Annotated in this window: 17 protein-coding genes; 10 read left to right on the forward strand and 7 right to left on the reverse strand. The window is 38.2% G+C overall.

Annotation, left to right across the window (positions count from 1 at the left end; all coding sequences use genetic code 11):
* Positions 1-6: 6 nt before the first annotated feature.
* On the forward strand, positions 7-726 hold the full coding sequence (lipB, locus tag BMY50_RS17160; protein WP_093326679.1) for a lipoyl(octanoyl) transferase LipB: 720 nt from the start codon (positions 7-9) through the stop codon (positions 724-726).
* Positions 727-835: 109 nt separating this feature from the next.
* Here the strand turns inward: lipB and BMY50_RS17165 are convergent, their stop codons facing one another.
* On the reverse strand, positions 836-2,263 hold the full coding sequence (locus BMY50_RS17165; RefSeq protein ID WP_093326683.1) for an L-serine ammonia-lyase: 1,428 nt from the start codon (positions 2,261-2,263) through the stop codon (positions 836-838).
* A gap of 339 nt (positions 2,264-2,602) precedes the next feature.
* Here BMY50_RS17165 and BMY50_RS17170 point away from each other — a divergent pair, with 339 nt between their 5' ends.
* Together BMY50_RS17170 and BMY50_RS17175 are read left to right on the forward strand one after the other, a co-directional pair.
* Positions 2,603-3,112, forward strand: coding sequence for a DUF5684 domain-containing protein (locus tag BMY50_RS17170; RefSeq protein ID WP_093326687.1), 510 nt, complete (start codon positions 2,603-2,605; stop codon positions 3,110-3,112).
* Complete coding sequence (locus tag BMY50_RS17175) at positions 3,054-3,449, forward strand: DUF2752 domain-containing protein (RefSeq protein WP_093326690.1); 396 nt, start codon at positions 3,054-3,056, stop codon at positions 3,447-3,449. The genes BMY50_RS17170 and BMY50_RS17175 overlap by 59 nt, the downstream gene beginning before the upstream one ends.
* Positions 3,450-3,513: 64 nt before the next feature.
* Here the strand turns inward: BMY50_RS17175 and BMY50_RS17180 are convergent, their stop codons facing one another.
* The gene (locus tag BMY50_RS17180; RefSeq protein ID WP_093326693.1) at positions 3,514-4,266 is read right to left on the reverse strand and encodes an RDD family protein; all 753 of its coding nucleotides are present in this window, start codon (positions 4,264-4,266) and stop codon (positions 3,514-3,516) included.
* A gap of 239 nt (positions 4,267-4,505) precedes the next feature.
* Between BMY50_RS17180 and BMY50_RS17185 the strand changes: the two genes are divergently transcribed.
* The 6 genes from BMY50_RS17185 to BMY50_RS17210 all read left to right on the forward strand — a co-directional run bounded on the left by BMY50_RS17185 (position 4,506) and on the right by BMY50_RS17210 (position 10,734).
* Positions 4,506-5,465 (forward strand): stage II sporulation protein M, encoded by a 960-nt coding sequence (locus BMY50_RS17185; protein ID WP_093326696.1) that lies wholly within the window; start codon positions 4,506-4,508, stop codon positions 5,463-5,465.
* Entirely contained in the window at positions 5,452-6,357 is a 906-nt protein-coding gene (locus tag BMY50_RS17190) for a glycerophosphoryl diester phosphodiesterase membrane domain-containing protein (RefSeq protein ID WP_093326700.1), read from the forward strand. Before BMY50_RS17185 ends, BMY50_RS17190 begins: the two co-directional genes overlap by 14 nt.
* A 3-nt stretch (positions 6,358-6,360) precedes the next feature.
* On the forward strand, positions 6,361-7,101 hold the full coding sequence (locus tag BMY50_RS17195) for a DUF4129 domain-containing protein (protein ID WP_093326702.1): 741 nt from the start codon (positions 6,361-6,363) through the stop codon (positions 7,099-7,101).
* Positions 7,102-7,125: 24 nt separating this feature from the next.
* Positions 7,126-8,319 carry a DUF4350 domain-containing protein gene (locus tag BMY50_RS17200; protein WP_093326704.1) on the forward strand — a complete coding sequence of 398 codons (1,194 nt, stop codon included), beginning with the start codon at positions 7,126-7,128 and terminating at the stop codon, positions 8,317-8,319.
* On the forward strand, positions 8,300-9,277 hold the full coding sequence (locus BMY50_RS17205) for an AAA family ATPase (protein ID WP_093326707.1): 978 nt from the start codon (positions 8,300-8,302) through the stop codon (positions 9,275-9,277). Before BMY50_RS17200 ends, BMY50_RS17205 begins: the two co-directional genes overlap by 20 nt.
* Positions 9,278-9,384: 107 nt before the next feature.
* Positions 9,385-10,734 (forward strand): DUF58 domain-containing protein, encoded by a 1,350-nt coding sequence (locus BMY50_RS17210; RefSeq protein ID WP_093326709.1) that lies wholly within the window; start codon positions 9,385-9,387, stop codon positions 10,732-10,734.
* A 303-nt stretch (positions 10,735-11,037) separates the two neighbouring features.
* Here BMY50_RS17210 and BMY50_RS17215 read toward each other — a convergent pair whose 3' ends face one another.
* The 3 genes from BMY50_RS17215 to recJ all read right to left on the reverse strand — a co-directional run bounded on the left by BMY50_RS17215 (position 11,038) and on the right by recJ (position 15,451).
* The gene (locus tag BMY50_RS17215; protein ID WP_093326712.1) at positions 11,038-12,558 is read right to left on the reverse strand and encodes a GH3 auxin-responsive promoter family protein; all 1,521 of its coding nucleotides are present in this window, start codon (positions 12,556-12,558) and stop codon (positions 11,038-11,040) included.
* 236 nt (positions 12,559-12,794) lie between these two features.
* Positions 12,795-13,547, reverse strand: a complete 753-nt coding sequence (lptB, locus tag BMY50_RS17220; RefSeq protein WP_093326715.1) for an LPS export ABC transporter ATP-binding protein — start codon at positions 13,545-13,547, stop codon at positions 12,795-12,797.
* Between the two features lie 200 nt (positions 13,548-13,747).
* Complete coding sequence (recJ, locus tag BMY50_RS17225; RefSeq protein WP_093326718.1) at positions 13,748-15,451, reverse strand: single-stranded-DNA-specific exonuclease RecJ; 1,704 nt, start codon at positions 15,449-15,451, stop codon at positions 13,748-13,750.
* Positions 15,452-15,598: 147 nt separating this feature from the next.
* On the opposite strand from recJ, the gene BMY50_RS17230 reads away from it, so the two are divergent.
* Entirely contained in the window at positions 15,599-16,381 is a 783-nt protein-coding gene (locus BMY50_RS17230) for an MBL fold metallo-hydrolase (RefSeq protein WP_093326721.1), read from the forward strand.
* Here the strand turns inward: BMY50_RS17230 and BMY50_RS17235 are convergent.
* Complete coding sequence (locus BMY50_RS17235) at positions 16,371-17,726, reverse strand: apiosidase-like domain-containing protein (protein WP_093326724.1); 1,356 nt, start codon at positions 17,724-17,726, stop codon at positions 16,371-16,373. The two genes, BMY50_RS17230 and BMY50_RS17235, sit on opposite strands and share 11 nt — an antisense overlap.
* 109 nt (positions 17,727-17,835) lie before the next feature.
* Positions 17,836-18,468: a response regulator transcription factor gene (locus BMY50_RS17240; RefSeq protein ID WP_093326727.1), complete on the reverse strand. Its 633-nt coding sequence runs from the start codon at positions 18,466-18,468 to the stop codon at positions 17,836-17,838.
* Between the last annotated feature and the right edge of the window lies 1 nt (position 18,469).

The raw sequence follows: 18,469 nt of genomic DNA on the forward strand, positions 1-18,469 counted from the left end.
AAAAAAATGAATAAAAAAGTGTTTTTTCAAGACTGGGGCATGGTGGAGTATCAAGGAGCTTGGAACCGTCAAGAAGGTATTTTTGCGCAGGTGGTCCAACAAAAAATGGATAATCGAGTAAATGGAACAAGCAATCCTACCGATAACTACTTGGTTTTTGTAGAGCACCCACATGTTTACACGCTAGGTAAAAGCGGCAAACCGGAAAACTTGTTGTTAGACGAACAGGGATTGCTTGATAAGCACGCAACTTATTATAAAATCAACCGTGGAGGCGACATCACCTATCATGGCCCCGGACAATTAGTTGGATACCCTATTTTAGATCTAGATAATTTCTTTACGGATATCCATCTTTATATGCGAACGATTGAGGAGGCCGTTATTTTAACACTAGCCGATTATGGTATAGCAGCCGGCCGCTATCCTGGCTATACGGGTGTGTGGTTAGATGCCGACAATGACAACGCACGAAAAATCTGTGCCATCGGTGTGCGCGCCAGTAGATGGGTAACCATGCATGGCTTTGCATTTAATATTAATACCGATTTATCTTATTTCAATAATATCATTCCCTGCGGCATTGAAGACAAGGCAGTAACCTCCATGAAAGGTGAACTGGGAGAAGAAGTAAACATTGAAGAGGTTAAAGACAAACTAAAGAAGCATCTCACGAATTTGTTTGAAATGGAGTTGATGAATGAAACAGATATCGCCATAAAGTAACAAAAAAGCTTACTCAATCGTTCCACAGTATACACTATCAGAAATCTTATCAAATAGCGTATCTCTAAAAGCTGCGTATACATGTAACTAGAAGCGAAGGTCTAGTTACTTAACACTCAGGCAAACTCAACGGAATGTTGGTAGCCAAGCCGCCATCAGATGTTTCTTTATATTTAGCATTCATATCCAGGGCCGTTTCCCACATGGTATGAACCACCGCATCTAAACTTACTTTTGCTTTGTCTGGATTAGATTGCAAGGCCAGTTGAGAGGCGGTAATTGCTTTTATTGCTCCCATTGTGTTCCGCTCAATGCAAGGAACTTGGACCAAACCTCCGATGGGATCGCAGGTGAGTCCTAAATGATGCTCCATCGCAATCTCAGCGGCCATTAGTACTTGTCGTTGCGAACCTCCGAGACATTCCGTGAGAGCAGCAGCGGCCATAGCGGAGGAAACACCTATCTCCGCCTGACATCCTCCCATTGCTGCGGAAATAGTAGATCCTTTCTTAAAAATACTCCCAATTTCGGAAGCAGTAGCGATAAATTGCAATATTTTATCTTCTCTATAACCATCACAAAAAGTTAGATAATACTGCATGACCGCTGGTATGACGCCAGCAGCACCATTGGTAGGGGCAGTAACCACCCTACCAAAGGAAGCATTTTCTTCATTTACAGCTAACGCAAAACAGCTAACCCAATCTAATGTGTATTGAAAGGATGCTCCCCCTGCCCGAATAGCCTCCATCCAACTATTATAATCTGAATACGTGCGCCCGTTCAAAAGTTTTTTATTTAGTTTAGCCGCTCTACGCTCAACATTTAGCCCTCCAGGTAAAACCCCTCCAGTATGACATCCACGGTATATACAATCACGGATAGTATAGTATAAATTCAAAACCCCTTTGTCAGTTTCTTCCTCACTGCGCCATGCATGCTCATTTTCCATTACTATTTCCGACACCTTTAAACCGGTACGCATACACCATACCAGTAGCTCTTTTGCATTTTGAACCGGAAATGGCAAATCTACTTCTTTTGAGCCGTCACGCTCTTCTTCCTCTTGGACAACAAAGCCTCCTCCTATGGAGTAGTAGGTCTCTGAACGCGCCCTTCCATCATTTAATAGTGCTTGAAAAGTAACAGCGTTCGGATGATAAGGCAAACTTTCATTAAAAAGAAACAGTAAGTCATCTATATAATTAAATTCAATCGAATGTGTTCCTCCAAGTGCAATAACTTCTCTCTCTTTGATCGTATTTACTTTTATCTGTATTAAGCTAACATCACAGGTAACAGGATCATCGCCACTTAAACCAAGCAGTATTGCTATATCTGTACCGTGCCCTCTACCCGTCTTTGCGAGCGATCCATATAATAGAATCTTGATACGTTCCGTGGAAGCGAGCAATCCCTCCCCATCAAGCTTCTGTATGAACTTTTGGGCCGCACGCCAAGGGCCTAAGGTATGTGAACTAGAAGGCCCCACACCTATCTTAAAAATATCAAAAATTGAAATTTGCTCTTTATTCATTCAAAAGTTACGCTCTTATCTGTGAAACACCATATCAAGTCGGCCTTTACATTATTTGACAGCAATGAACAATGTAAAAATGCCCTACGAAGTTAAGCTATATTATCGTTATTTCATTACGAGTTAACGCTGCTTCAATTATCATTATCCTAAAATATTTAACTTAAACAAAACATTTTAACCGTTTTTTCAGTTGCTCTTTTTATATTTGGTTATTATAAACCAATAAACTTAAAAAACGATTAATTTTTCTTTATTATTTCTACCTCTAAAGTGGTAGGCTTGAATGTAAAAAAACAATAGATAAAACCTTATTTCATCACTAATTCAACAATCAATATGGACACTTACAATTATGACGAGTCAATGGGCTCAGGCTTTTTAGCTGGTATTGGCATCGGTGGTACGCTGATTGGCCTTGCTGCGGCTGTGCTTGCAATCGCTGGATTATGGAAAATGTTTGAGAAGGCTGGCAAACCCGGATGGGCCGCTATTATTCCGGTCTACAATTTTATTATCATGTTAGAAATCGTTGGAAAACCCCTTTGGTGGATCATCGGCATCCTTATTCCCTGTGTAAATTTTGTAGTAATCATTTGGGTTACTAACCTGTTAATAAAAAGTTTTGGGAAGGATGTTATCTATACCGTTCTAGCCCTTATTTTTCCGTACATCATCTATCCTATGATTGGCTTCGGTAGTGATCGTTATTTAGGTCCAACGGCAGCAGAAGCACAAGGTGGTGACTCTTTTAATCAATTTAAAAACTACAAGAATCCCTTTGACAATAATGATAAACCCCAAGATCCACCGAAAAACGACGACAGGCCTCAAGATCCAACCGTTTAATAGGTATATCTCAAGGGCTATATTCCTAATTATTTGCAGTCAAGACTTCATATCTTGGCTGCAACACCATTTAATTCCTTGCCCTTTTAAATTTGTTACTGGTATTGACTGTCCGGGATGTGGCTTTCAACGTTCCTTGTTACACCTCATGCAGGGTGACTTAAAAGCGAGCATTCAACTATATCCGCCTGCCATTCCCTTGATATCTTTAGGTATTTTCTTTCTTGTAAAACATTATTTTATATTCAAAAAAAGCGAATCAATTGCCACTATTCTTGCCTGTCTTGTGGGCGGAATTATTATTGCATCTTATATTCAAAAAATGTGGCAGCTTTAATAAAACAGAAGAAACCGGCCGCAAAAAGACGAGCGTGGAAGGTCTTGGAATTTGCCATTTGAGTCTACACTAATCCTGTAGATCTATCAGTTCTCGATGTTAAATAATTATAATCTTTAATTATTTGCTGTAAGAATTGCAGTTCGTCCATTGCTTCGGGGATTGTTACTCCTATTGTCTCTCTAACCTTCATTGCCATTTTATAAATAAGCATATCATTACCCGATTTATTGAAATTACTTATCACCTCATGTACAAGCGCAATTTCTTGATCTGATAACTGCATCGCTTCAGGCAACAATGGCACATAATCGTCTTCCTGTATCTGCGGTTTAAAAACAACAGCATCTAGTGAGGTACGTGGTACTGTTTTTATCAGTGTGGTGCCGGCAACGAGATCTCCAATACGCTGCTTATTGGGGGTTACAGCAGCACAGATCAATCCTCCAACTTGTAGGGTAAGCGTAAAATCGACAAAACGAAATAACCACCTCAAAAAATATTGACCCAAGCTGGGTTGATAACCATCTAAGCTTATTACTTTAATATGCAATACTCGTTTCCCTATACTTTGTCCGTTAAAAAGTGTTTCGCAGAGTAAATCGTAAAAAACGAACAAAACACCGAATATAATTAATAATATAATATAACCGCTATTATCAATCAAGCCTAGAGAACCAGCACTAATTAAAAAGAATAGATATATGGCTAAAAAAATAGCATAATCAATCATCCGGGCGGCGATTCTTTCGCCCACCCCAGCCACATCATAATCGATGGCAATATTCTGCGAAGTGACAACACTTACATGATTCATCTTTAGCTAAATTATATTAAAACGGGGAGATTTAGAAATAAAATGAATATTCTTAATTGGACATTGACAAAATGTTTACTCCTCATATACCAACCCATGGCCAAAAAATAGACTTTAGCGAAATAGTTGTTTGTTAGTGTAGGTGTTCAGCCCTATTTCTTATTTAATTATATTTAAATTAGATTTTTGTTACTTTTGGATAATACCTAAGTAGTTTAAATTTTTACACCTCAAATCGTATGCGAGAGGCATTATTTGTAAAGCAGAACAGTAACAAATGGGAAATTTATGAACAAATGCAAGTAAAGCATCCCGATGAGCTGGCAGAGCGCTTCATAGAAATTACGGATGATTTAGCTTTTTCAAAGACTTTTTATCCAAAATCGAAAACAACTGCGTATCTGAATGGTCTAGCAGCGCGTCTCCATCAATCTTTATACATCAATAAAAAGGAACAAACCAGTAGATTCGTCACTTTTTGGAAATTGGAACTTCCCTTAATTTTTTATGAGTATCGTAAACAATTATTATATGCGTTTATCTTTTTTATAACATTTGTTGTTATTGGTGCCTTTTCAGCAGCAAAAGACGACACTTTTGTCAGGCTTATATTGGGTGACGCTTATGTTGATATGACAAATGCCAATATAGACAAAGGTGATCCCTTCGGCGTTTACAAAAAAATGGACCCCTTTATGATGTTTTTAATGATTGCTGTAAACAACATCAAGGTATCATGCTTCGCTTTTTTATTGGGCATTTTATGTTCCGTAGGAACTGTTGTGTTACTTATGTATAATGGTATCATGCTCGGATCTTTCCAATATTATTTTTTCAGTAAGGGTTTAGGATTAGCTTCTGTGATGGTAATCTGGGTACACGGAACACTTGAAATAGCGGCCATCATCCTTTCGGGAGCCGCAGGCCTTATTTTAGGTAATAGTTTGCTCTTTCCTGGCACTTACACAAGATTGATCTCCTTTAAACGGGGAGGAAAGGACGGTGTTAAAATAATCATTGGTTTAGTTCCAATTTTTATTGCTGCTGCCTTATTGGAGTCTTTTGTGACAAGGCATACAGAAATGCCTACATGGCTTAGCGGCTTAATATTAATGGGCTCTTTAGTTTTTCTCATTTGGTACGTAATTATATATCCAAGAAAAATTTTAAAAAACAGTGCATTAAATGGAAAATATTGAACCAAAAATAGAGTTCCGGCAGGTTAGGGATTTTAGCCAAACTATCAATGATAGTTTTACTTTTATAAAGCAGAATTTTAAAAATTTGATTCGTCCAATGCTCTATATTTGTGGATTTTTTATCATTGCGACGATGGCTAGCTCAGTAATGCAGCAACTAAAAACGGTGCGGCTACTAGGGCTTGCTAAAGCTTCCACCACAAAGACTTATTCGACAGAATTTTCATCTTATGTCTTTGGTGTTGAATATGTACTGCTTATATTGTTTAGTGTGCTTACCGTTGGAGCTATTTATTTAGTCACTTACTGCTATATTAAATTATATAAAGACCGACACAACAGCCCACCCAGTGCGGAGGAAGTTTGGCTTGCTTTTAAGCGTAATGCACTCCGATATTTTATTGCCATGATACTGCTGAGTATTCTATCTGTTATTGGCTTTCTCTTCTGCTTAATCCCTGGATTTTATCTTCTACCGATCGTTACACTAGCTTTGCCAATCATGGTAATGGAGGAGAAGGGTATAGCAGATTCATTTTCCCGAAGTATGGAATTGTTAAAAGACAATTGGTGGAAAACCTTTGGGCTAATTCTAATATCAGGATTAATCGCTTATTTTAGTATGGGTATACTCGGACTTCCTGGTGCACTATTAAATATTTTTGCATTATTTTTAGAGGATTCTCCCAATTTAGTGTTAGCTGGAAGTATTTTTAGTTCTCTTTTAACAGGCATCTCTCAAATAATATACATACTCCCGGCCATTGTGAGCGCATTATGGTACTATAGTTTAAGTGAGGAAAAAGATGGCCTAGGTCTTTTTGAAAGGATCGAAAATTTTGGCTCAAATGAGCGCAACGATCAAAACGACTGGCCCAAAGAGGAATATTAATTTATGAATAAAAGACGAATCTTTTTTTTCTTTGTTTTTACCATTCTTCATATATCTGCTGCGATAGGTAGAGACCCTCAGCAGCATGTGGTTAAAGACACACTTAGGATAAATACCGACAACACTGTTCCTCTTTTTAGGTCATTCAAAACAGAAAAATTAGCTGCTTACAAAACGGATCCTGCTTTTAACTATACGGAAGAGATGGCCCCTTCAAATTGGTGGCAACGATTTAAACATTGGTTTTATAATAAACTCGGTAGTTTGTTAGTAAACAAAAAGTCGACTATCGTCGCTAAATGGTTCTTTATTTTATTGGGGGCAAGCGCACTTATTTTCCTTGTATACAAACTATTGGGAATGGACATCATGTCTGTTTTTGGAAAAAAAAGCCATTCAGATCAAAATCAGTTGGTTGATCCGGCTGAAAACATACATGTGATAGATTTCGATGCAGAACTACGGCAAGCTATTGAAAATAACAATTTCAAATCAGCTATTAGACTTCTTTACCTTCGGAGCTTGAAACAACTTACAGATCAGCAATATATTGATTGGCAACCCGGAAAAACGAATCAAGCATATATTCAAGAATTGAGCGAGAGATCTTTTCAAGCTAATTTTGCATTGCTCACCAGTCAGTTTGAATATACTTGCTACGGAGATTTCGCTGTACAAAAACAACACTTTATTATCATCAAAGAAGCATTTAACAATTTAACACAGCTAATAAGTGACAAATAGACGGCTAAGAAAGAAACGATAAACATGAAAGATCTAAAAATATATCTCATTGTAGCCTTTTTTATGCTGGGTCTTTACCTATTTGTAGAATATAATAAGCCTATTCCGCTGGACTGGACACCTACCTTTAACAGGACTGATAAAATTCCTTTCGGCACTTATGTATTATATCATGAACTTCCTCAGCTCTTCAAGGCGGGGATCACAAGCGCTAGAGAATCTATAACTGAAACACTTCAGAAGGCAGATACTTCAAGTTTGTTAATTATTGCACCCTCTATTGATATCAGTACTGTCGACTACCAGCGGATGCGTGAGCACATGAATAAGGGTAACGATATCTTCATTGCAGCTAATAACTTTAATCATTCCTTACTAGACTCTTTAAATTTAGCCCTTCAATCACGGGATATTCTATTTGCCAAAGACAGTCTTCGTTTCCATTTTTTAAACCCTCGATTAGATTCTACAAAAAATTACAAATTTGATCGCGGCATGGCTTCTCACTATTTCAGCAAATTTGATACGACAAAGACCATTGTGCTTGCCCGGAATAACAAAGGTGACGCAAATTTTCTGCGCTATCAATATGGTAGTGGTTCTTTATATTTACTAGCTTCGCCTGATTTTTTTAGTAACTATGCGCTATTAAATACAGAGGGGGCCTTATTCGCCGCCACTGCGCTATCCTATCTCAATCCTGATCGTCAACTCTTATATGATGAGTTCCAACTTCTCGGTATGCGAGGGGCGAAATCAGTACTACGGGTAATTTTTGAAAATCCTGCATTAAAATGGGCCTATTACATCACTTTACTCGGTCTCGTACTTTTCGTATTATACGAAATTAAACGTCGACAACGTGTTATTCCCTTAGTGGACCCTATGTCTAACACAAGTGTGGAATTCGCAAAAGTAGTGGGAAGTATCTATTATCAGCAGCGGGATAATAAAGACATTGCCAATAAGAAAGTGATTTATTTATTAAATTATATCCGTACAAATTATCGTTTAAAAACAAGAGATCTGAACGATGAGTTCCAAGAACTCCTCATCCAACGATCAGGTGCAAACGCTGACACTGTGCGTGAACTAATTAAGGAAATCAAAGCCATTTATAAAGGAAAATACCTCAACGATCAGGAGTTGATTGAACTGAATAATAATATTGAAGCATTTTACGACCAATCCGGGACATATGGAACAAGAATTTTTTGAACGAAGAACAGATTTGACCGAATTAAATGAGGCGGTTCGCCATATTAAAGAGGCCTTATCTCAAATAATAGTAGGCCAACAGGAAATGATAGAACTGCTAATTGCTGCAATTCTAGCTGATGGACATGTTTTAATTGAAGGCGTGCCTGGAGTAGCCAAAACTTTAACGGCAAAATTAATAGCGAAGTGCATTGATGCGCAATTCAGTAGGATTCAGTTCACACCGGATCTTATGCCATCGGATGTATTAGGCACATCCATTTTTAATCCGCAACGTACTGATTTTGAATTTAGGCGGGGACCTATTTTTGGCAATATTATTTTAGTGGATGAAATAAATAGGGCTCCAGCAAAAACGCAATCGGCATTATTTGAAGTAATGGAAGAACGTCAAATAACAATGGATGGTAACTGCTATAAAATGGAAGAGCCCTTCATGGTGCTAGCAACGCAAAATCCCATTGAACAGGAAGGCACCTATCGCCTGCCTGAAGCACAACTAGATCGCTTTTTATTTAAAATCGAGGTTGGTTACCCTTCACTTGTTGAAGAAACCGATATCTTGGCTAAACACCATCAACATAATACTGAAGAGAAACTACTATCCTTATCACCCATTCTCAATATCACGCAGATCAAGATGTTCAGGCTTCTTACTAAAAACCTACATGTAGAAGATAAATTATTAGAATTTGTGGCCAAAATTGTTTACCAAACCCGAAATAATAAATCTTTGTTTCTGGGAGGGTCACCTCGTGCGTCCCTCGCTATTATTAACAGCGCAAAAGCCATCGCTGCCATGAACAGTAGAGACTTTGTAACACCAGATGATATTACAAAAGTAGCCCTACCTGTTTTGCGACACCGAGTAATGTTAACACCCGAGAAAGAAATGGAAGGCATAACAGCAGATGATGTCATTAATCAAATTATTAAAAACATTGAAATACCGAGGTGATGATATTGAAACGTTAAGTAGTCAAATAGTGATGAACGATGAGGGATGAACGTCTTGATACTTTAATCTTGCTACTTGCTACTATAAATCTTGATACATGATAAAATATGAATCGATTATTTAGGCTTTTCTACACTGATCTTTTCCTTTGCAGTCGTCTGTTTATTGCATTAGGTTTAGCCGCGCTATTATTTTTGTTTTCTTTTTTTTTCCCTTGGTTAGGAATTATTCCGGTAATTTTTCTGTTAACCGTTGCCATTGTGTTCGTTGCCGATTTATTTTTATTGTATGCAAGTAAGGGCGCTAAGGTGACTACAACCCGGGAGGTTGCATCTAGACTTAGTAATAGCGATGATAATGACATCCATTTAACCATCAAAAATCATTATCCATTTAATGTGCATGTGGGTATTATTGATGAAATACCGACACAGTTTCAAAGAAGAGACATTTGGTTTAATAAAACACTTCTTGCCAAAGCGACAGAAGGTATTACCTATCAGCTTCGTCCGGTAAAAAGAGGAATTTATGCTTTCGGCGATATTCACACATTTGTTCAATCGCCCATAAAGTTTATTCAACGGAGATTTAACAGTGCTGCGGCAATAAACATTCCGGTATATCCATCTTTTCTTCAAATGAGGCGTTATGAGCTCCTAGCGATTTCTGATCGCTTAAGTGATTATGGTCTAAAAAAAATACGTCGACTTGGGCATAGCATGGAATTTGAACAGATCAAAACATATGTACAGGGTGACGATTATAGGACATTGAATTGGAAGGCAACGGCGAGACATGGTAACTTAATGGTCAATTCTTATATAGACGAAAGATCACAACATGTTTATTGTATCATCGATAAATCGAGATCTATGAAGATGCCCTTTGACGGCTTAAGTTTACTTGATTATGCGATCAATGCAAGTTTGGTACTATCAAATATTGCTTTAAAAAAAGAAGATAAAGCAGGTTTAATTACCGTATCAGAAAAAATAGGAAGTGTAGTTCCTGCCGACAAACGCCCCATTCAACTTCACTACATTATGGAAGTGCTGTACAAAGAAAAAACGAGGTATCTGGAAACCAATATGGAAGTATTGTACAGTATCATTAGGCGTACAATGAAACAAAGAAGCTTGGTTTTACTGTTTAGCAATTTCGAAAGTATTTCCGCTTTAAACCGCCAATTACCTTATCTCAAGAAAATAGCTCAATTTCACCTATTGGTGGTCATTTTTTTTGAAAACACAGAACTGACAAACCTCAGTCGAGAAAAGGCTTATAACGTAGAGGGGATATATCTAAAAACCATAGCTGAGAAATTCGTATATGAGAAAAAAATGATTGTGAGAGAGCTCACAAGACACGGCATCCAGTCGATTCTCAGTCCGCCGCACTTACTGACGGTAAATACCATTAATAAATATTTAGAGATAAAAGCTAAACAGAAAATTTAGAAAACACTGTACCAAGAGATACCTACCAATGACGTAGTAGACCCCAATCTAAATCGTCTTTTCGAGAGTTCAGTTTTTTAGCAAACACAAAAGAGTCCAAATGACGATTTAGTTATATTCCCTGGCCCTGTAGGGCTCCAAGGAACAGCTGTTCGTTAGCTAAAAACTGGCCTCCAAATCTTCGGATAGCACTAGCTAAGTAGAAGTACTAACTTTGAAAGAAGATTTGCAGTCAGGAGTTTTTGGTTACTTTTTGCGGAAAAAAGTAACACGTCATTGGTACCAAGAGTGGTGTAAGAGGCATTAATATTTTTTTAAAAGTGGCAGCAAGGTTTCCAAATAAGTACGATCGTTTGATAGACGAGGCACCTTATTCTGTCCGCCAAGTTTATCTCTACCTTTCATCCATTTGTAGAATGTTCCCTCAGGTGCAATATGAATAATCGGTTCCTTTAAAGCGAGGTTACGAAATCGTTTAGCATCATAATCCGAATTCACTTCCCTTAATTTTTCATCTAATAGTTGTGAGAAACGCGTCACGTCATCAGGTTTTTGCTCAAACTCAATAATCCATTCATGTGCTCCCGCTTCCTTATCTTTAAAATAAACAGGTCCAGCGGTATAATCTCTTACGATGGCGCTGGTCGCTCTACAGGCTGCTTGAAGTCCATCATCGGCATTATCTACTATAAGTTCTTCTCCAAAAGTATTGATATACTGCTTCGTTCTTCCTGTAATTTGTATTCGGTATGGATGTAGCGTAGTAAATTTGATGGTATCTCCAATCATATATCGCCATAATCCTGCATTAGTAGAAATTATCAAGGCATAATTTTTGCCCAATTCTACCTCATCCAAACTTAGTGTCTTAGGATTTTCATCGTAGAGGTGTTCAATAGGCAAAAACTCGTAGTAAACGCCATAATCTAACATGAGTAATAAGTCTTCCGAATCCGATTGGTCTTGAATACCAAAATATCCTTCAGAAGCGTTATAATTCTCCAGATAATACATATTATCGGAAGGTATAAGTTGTTTAAACTGCTCTTTATAAGGCTTAAAACTAACCCCTCCATGTAAGTAAAGCTCTAAATTAGGCCATACTTCCAATAGATTATTCTTACCTGTAAGCTCTAGAACCCTTTTAGCAAGTACAACATTCCAAGTGGGGACACCCGAGAGATTCGTTACATTTTCATGAATGATCAAGTTCGCCACGCGCTCTATTTTTTCTTCAAAATTAGGATTCAACGTAGTTTCCAAATCAGGTGTTCGGTACATCTCCGCCCAAAAAGGAAGGTTGCTGATTAAGATTGCAGATAAGTCTCCCGAGCTTGTTTCTCCATTCCCAATCTGATTTATTTTGTGGCTTCCTCCGAGCACAACACCTTTACCCGTAAACACCTTAGCGTCTGGCCTATTATGGCAGTAGATAGACAATAAATCTTTACCTCCTTGAAAGTGGCAATCTTCCAAGGCCTCCTCGCTAACCGGGATAAATTTACTTCGATCTGAAGTAGTACCAGAGGATTTTGCAAACCATTTAATATCTGAGGGCCACAGCAAGTTCTGCTCTCCAGCAATCATACGATCAATAAATGGTTTGATGCTATTATAATCTTGAATCGGCACACGTTCTTTAAACGTAGCGATCGTGCATATGGAATTATAGTCGTATTTCTTTCCCCACTCCGTCGCTTGAGCAGTCGTTATAAGGCTCTGAAACCACTCTTCTTGCACTTCATGAGGATACTTCATGAAAAGCTCAATTTGGTGGATGCGCTTTTTCATTATCCAATTGATAATGGAATTTACTATTGCCATTCTGGTATATCAGGTACTATAGGTAATAAGCGCTAAACTAATAAAAATTATTGGTTGTTTATTAATGGTTATTCCTTATCGTTGTTCGTTATTAGTTACTAGTTGTTGGTGCTAGCTTCATTATTAAATGTGTCTTCCATGTGTACCGGTCATGCAAACGATAATATGCTAATCTTCCACCCGCTGCTGCCTACTTTTGATGCTCCTATATTAACTACTTGATTAAGGAGACAGATTTACTTAGTAACGGCTCCGCCCAGCTTCTTTCTTCTCAATTCAAAATGTTGTCCAAGATAGAATGTCCTTGCCATCTCATTCACTGCTATTTCTTCGGGTGTTCCGGTAAGCATAATTTTACCCTCCGTAAGGAGATATGCTCTATCAGTAATGGAAAGGGTTTCCTGAACGTTGTGATCAGTTATTAAAATACCTATGTTTCTATGCTTAAGTTTATGAACGATCGTTTGTATTTCTTCTACGGCGATGGGATCAACACCAGCGAATGGCTCATCCAACAAAATGAAGTGTGGGCTTGCGGCTAGTGCACGCGCTATTTCGGTACGTCGGCGCTCTCCTCCAGATAAAAGATCACCTCGATTTTTTCGAACTTTATGTAGACTAAATTCATTGATGAGCTCCTCGAGTTTTTCCTTTCGAACTTCCTTATCCTTATGATGTATTTCTAAAACAGCCATAATATTATCTTCCACAGAAAGTTTTCTAAATACGGAGGCCTCTTGCGCTAAATAACCTATCCCTTTTTGAGCTCTTTTATACATAGGATCTTCCGTAATATCATGCTCTTCAAGAAAAACATTTCCCGAATTTGGTTTAATCAAACCAACGATCATATAAAAGGAGGTCGTTTTACCTGCTCCATTAGGCCCCAACAAGCCGACAATTTCACCTTGTTCAACATGAAATGAAACATCGTTAACAACAGTACGTTGCTTATATTTCTTAACCAGATGTTCTGCTTTTAAAATCATTTTTTTAGCTATTCGATGTTAGTTACTGGTTATTCGTTGTTAGTTATTAGTTACGAACTGTAAGCATGATTTAGTCGTTTTGATTTACCTAAATTAATGATCACAGCCCAAACTCACTTTCAAATAACGACCCACCTATTCAAAGACTCACCTATTGAACTACACAACGATTTAACGACTTAACCCATTTACATTATCAATTAACTTCCCAACCTTATTCCCTTTAAATTCAACTGAAGGGATCTTTTGTCTCTCCAGACATTCTCCTCAATGCTAAAACATGCATCAAACGGTATGCCTTTATTAATGAGCGGTAAAAATTCACCTAATCCGAAACCAATACTATCAAAAATCCCAGCACCTTCTTGTGTGAGGGTCATTTTCAAATGATTAACGCCAACTAATGCTGCGGCTCCAACCGTATATAGATTCCGCGCAATAAAAACGGGGGCATTATTTTCCGGTCCGAATGGTGCAAATTGCTGCAGCACTCTAAAGAACTTAGCTGTTATATCTACTAACTTTATTTCTGCGTCGATGCTTATTTCCGGTTCAAGTAATTCCGGGTCGATGCTTTGGGCCACTACTTCTTCAAAACGTTTTTGTAGCGCAATGACATTTTCAACCTTCATTGTCAGCCCGGCAGCATATTTATGACCTCCAAACTGATCCAATAAGTCACTACACTCAGAGAGAGCCTCATACAGATCAAAGCCAGCAACTGACCTTGCCGAACCTGCCACGTGACCATTTGATTTGGTCAGCACAATAGTTGGCCGATAATACTTTTCAGTTAACCGAGACGCCACGATTCCAATCACTCCTTTATGCCAATCTTCCTGATAAACAACAGTTGTTTTTCGTTGCATGAGATGCTCATTTGCCTGTATTTGCTCTAGGGCTTCTGCTGTTATACGGGCATCGAAGTCTTTCCGCTGCATGTTTTGTATATCAATCAGTCCACAACACGTTTTAGCTTCTTCCGAACTTTTAGCTATCAACAACTTAACAGCGTCTTTGGCATGGTCGATTCTTCCTGCAGCATTGATACGTGGACCTATTTGAAAAATAACATCGGTTAAACTCAAATCACTGCTTTTGGTCGCTAAATCAATCAATGCCTTTAAACCAAAGCAAGGATTGTTATTCAGTTTCTTCAAACCATAATAGGCCAACACTCTATTTTCCCCAGTGATCGGCACAATATCAGAGGCAATACTAACCGCTACCAAATCCAAATATTGATACACTGTAATATCTTCCAGCTGATTTATTTTGGCAAATGCCTGAATAATTTTGAAGGCTATACCGCAACCAGAGAGTTCTTTATAGGGATAATCACAATCTTTTCTTTTAGGATCTAGTACAGCTACAGCTTGCGGCAGCTCGTTTCCCGGGGTGTGGTGGTCTCCGATTATAAAATCTATTCCTTTAGTACGAGCGTATTCAACTTTATCGATGGACTTTATACCGCAGTCTAGGGCAATTATCAACGAATAATTGTTTTGTGCCGCATAATCAATTCCTTGCGTTGAAATACCGTATCCTTCTTTATATCGATCGGGAATATAATATCCTATATGATTATAAAAACGATTCAGAAAACTGAAGAGTACAGCGACCGAAGTGGTTCCATCTACATCATAATCTCCGTAGATTAAGATATTTTCTTTCATGCCAATAGCACGCTCAATACGACCAATGGCACGTTCCATATCTTTCATTAGGAATGGATCGTGTAAATGTTCTAGTCGCGGTCGGAAGAAGTTACGCGCCTGATCGAAGTCGTCCACCCCCCGCTGAATAAGCAATGTAGCCAACACTTTATTAATGTTGAGCGCACTAGCTAATGTTTCTACCTTATTAGTATCTGCTTTGTATCTGTCTACCCACCTTTTTTGCATATCTTTGCACTAATCAACGGGTAAATATACGTTTTTAATTGTGGAGCGAAAAGCTTAAAGCGAAAAGTGATACCCTCGCTGCGATTGATCTAATACCCAATCCTGTAAATGGTGCAGGTTTTTTAATTTTTAATTTTACTTATCAGCATGCAAGTATTTTCTTTATACGAAGGTTCATATTCTGTCGATAGTTCAAAAAAATTCATTCCTTTCGATCCTGAAAAAGACGACAAAAAGGATAGAAAGGGTTCATTATTTATACATGTTCATCCTTTTCTAATTGAAACCTCGAATGATTTAATTCTTTTAGATACAGGTTTAGGCTACACTGACGAAAAAGGAGAATTGATTTTACATAAAAATATAAAAAGTAAAGGCTTTTCTCCCGATGATGTAAGTTTCGTGTTGATGTCGCATTTACATCAGGATCATGCTAGTGGCATGGTGTATGAAAAAGACGGAAAATTACAGCTATCATTTCCGAAAGCGGAGTACGTTGTTTCACGTGGAGAGTGGGAAACCGCCTACAGTGGAAAATCTACCTCCTATAAAACGGCTGTTTTTGATATTTTACAACGAAGTGGCAATCTTCAGCTGGTAGAAGGAAATGGTTCTATAAATGGAGAAATCTCCTATGAACACAGCGGTGGGCATACCGAATTTCATCAAGTATTTCACGTAAAAGAAGGTAACGAACATTATTTTTTCGGTGGTGACGAACTACCGGAACCGGAGCAATTACTTAGAAAATTTGCCGCCAAATATGACTTTGACGGAAAGAAGGCGATGCATCTTCGGGAAGAATATGGCGAACGTGCTGTGAAGGATGGCTGGATTTGTATGTTTTATCATTCTACCAGAGCGCCATTTGGAAAGATTTCAAAAGTAGAAGATGCGTTTAAAGTAGAAGGAATGCAGGTTAGTAGCTAACAAGCAAGACCCAATCTTTTTTATATGCTCCCTTTGGCGGTATAAAGCTCATCTGATTTTGCTTCTGTGCTGTTTCTTTGCTGATAATTTTTCCACTGGAAGGTTCGAACCATTCAATTTTTATGGTAGATGATTCAAACCAAGATAAATCGACCTGCACAGCTTTAGCAACTGGCAGGTAAAACATTGCCAGTTTATTTTTTTGACATTTTAACGCGGCAATGTATTCACTTGCATCATGCTGTTTATCCAACACAAGACGCTGATCTGGTTCCCGATCATTTGAACATCTTGTTTCTATTAATTGTTTAAGGTATTGCATCTGTGTGGCTGCAGGTCGATTAAGCGCCTCATACCAATACATCTTTGCGAAAGCTGTGTTTGGCACTTCTTTACTATAAAATTGCCAAACAGAGTGATGCCCGTAAGTTACACCCGCCGCTCCTGAAAAAACAGACCTATAAACCTGCTTCCGAATGTCGTAATCATTAAAATAACCATTAGCTTTTTTCCAATTTATAGGATGATCCTCATAGGACGGCTCTCCATCAATGATCGGTTTTGTTGGATTAATTGAACGATCCCTTAGGACCCACTCCCAAACAGGGATATCCTTGCGTGCATGACCAGACTGTAGCATATTAAAATCCAATATGTTTTCCTCTTTCCAAAAATTAGTGGATGAAGACTCTCCCGCAGGATGGTATGTGATTAAATTTTTATTTGTATTGCCCTTTCGAAGTCCTTTTATCATGGCTCTCCATATAGGACGGGTATCCATTGTATCCACATATGCGGGTCTATCTCCTCCTGCAATCCATATCACATTTGCGAACTTAGCATAACGTTCAGCCAAAAATAATCCGTATTGATAAGCATTTTTTTCATTGAATACTACCGGCCCCTTTCCCCATGCTTTCATGACCTTATCACCCCAAGTTGGAAGAAGTGCTATAAATAGCCCCTTTTGTGCTGCCTTATTAACTACCCAATCAACAAATCGAAAATATGCTTCATTTGGTCTGGATGGATCTAATCCATTAAAGGGCACTTCACCTTCTTTATTAGGAGCTTGAAGGCCATCCATCTCTGCTAGTATTACAGCCTGTATAACATTAAACCCTTTAGATTTTCTATTATCCAAGTACTTGTTAATCTCTTCCTTCGTAAGTCTATGAAAAAGCTCCCATGCAGTGTCGCCGAGCCAGAAGAAAGGACTGCCATCGTTGTACTGAAAAAAATGACCATCCTTGGTCACCGCTATTCCTTTTGATATTTTCTGTGCCTGTAAATAGCCGATAGACGAACATAAAAAAAAGATTAAAAGACCCGTAATTCGTTTCATAAAAAGGCGTGGTTTATAATTAATGTATACGACAGGTACAAAAGAAAACAATTCTCTATGAAGGAAGAAATTGATATTTTCTCTAAATACTACTTATGAAAAAAGCGACCTAAATTAACTGGTATTGACTCGCAACCCTAATCAAAGCGGCAGCATTAGAGACCTGAAATTTCTGCATCAGGTTTCGTCGGTGTGTCTCTACCGTATGTGGACTGATAAACAAGGTATCTCCAATCTCAGCTGTTGTTTTTCCTTCTGCAATGCAGCGAAGTACTTCCTGTTCTCTCCGTGTAAGTTTTGGTAAATCCAAAGGGTCATCTAAGGCCGCTTCAAAAAGGGATTTTTGTACTTCAGGACTGAAGTACACTGTTTTTTTTACTACTGCCCGAATGGCGTCAATAATTTCTTCTGCAGAAGCATTCTTAAGCACATAACCTGTCGCACCATTTTGCAACATCTTGGTAATCATGCTTCTTTCATTGTAGTTGCTAATAGCAACGATATGTATATCAGCGTACTGTTGCTTTATTAACTTGCATAAATCTATACCACTAATATCAGGCAGGTTAATATCTAACAAAATAACATCTACCTTATTTTCGAGTAAAAACGCCAACGCATCCTGACCATTGCTACAGCAGGCGTCCACTTCCACCATATCATTATCCTGTAATAAAGCCTTCATACCTTCCAATACGACAGGATGATCGTCAACAATTAATATATGTATACGCTGTTCCATT

Source organism: Olivibacter domesticus, assembly GCF_900109575.1.
GTDB lineage: Bacteria > Bacteroidota > Bacteroidia > Sphingobacteriales > Sphingobacteriaceae > Olivibacter > Olivibacter domesticus.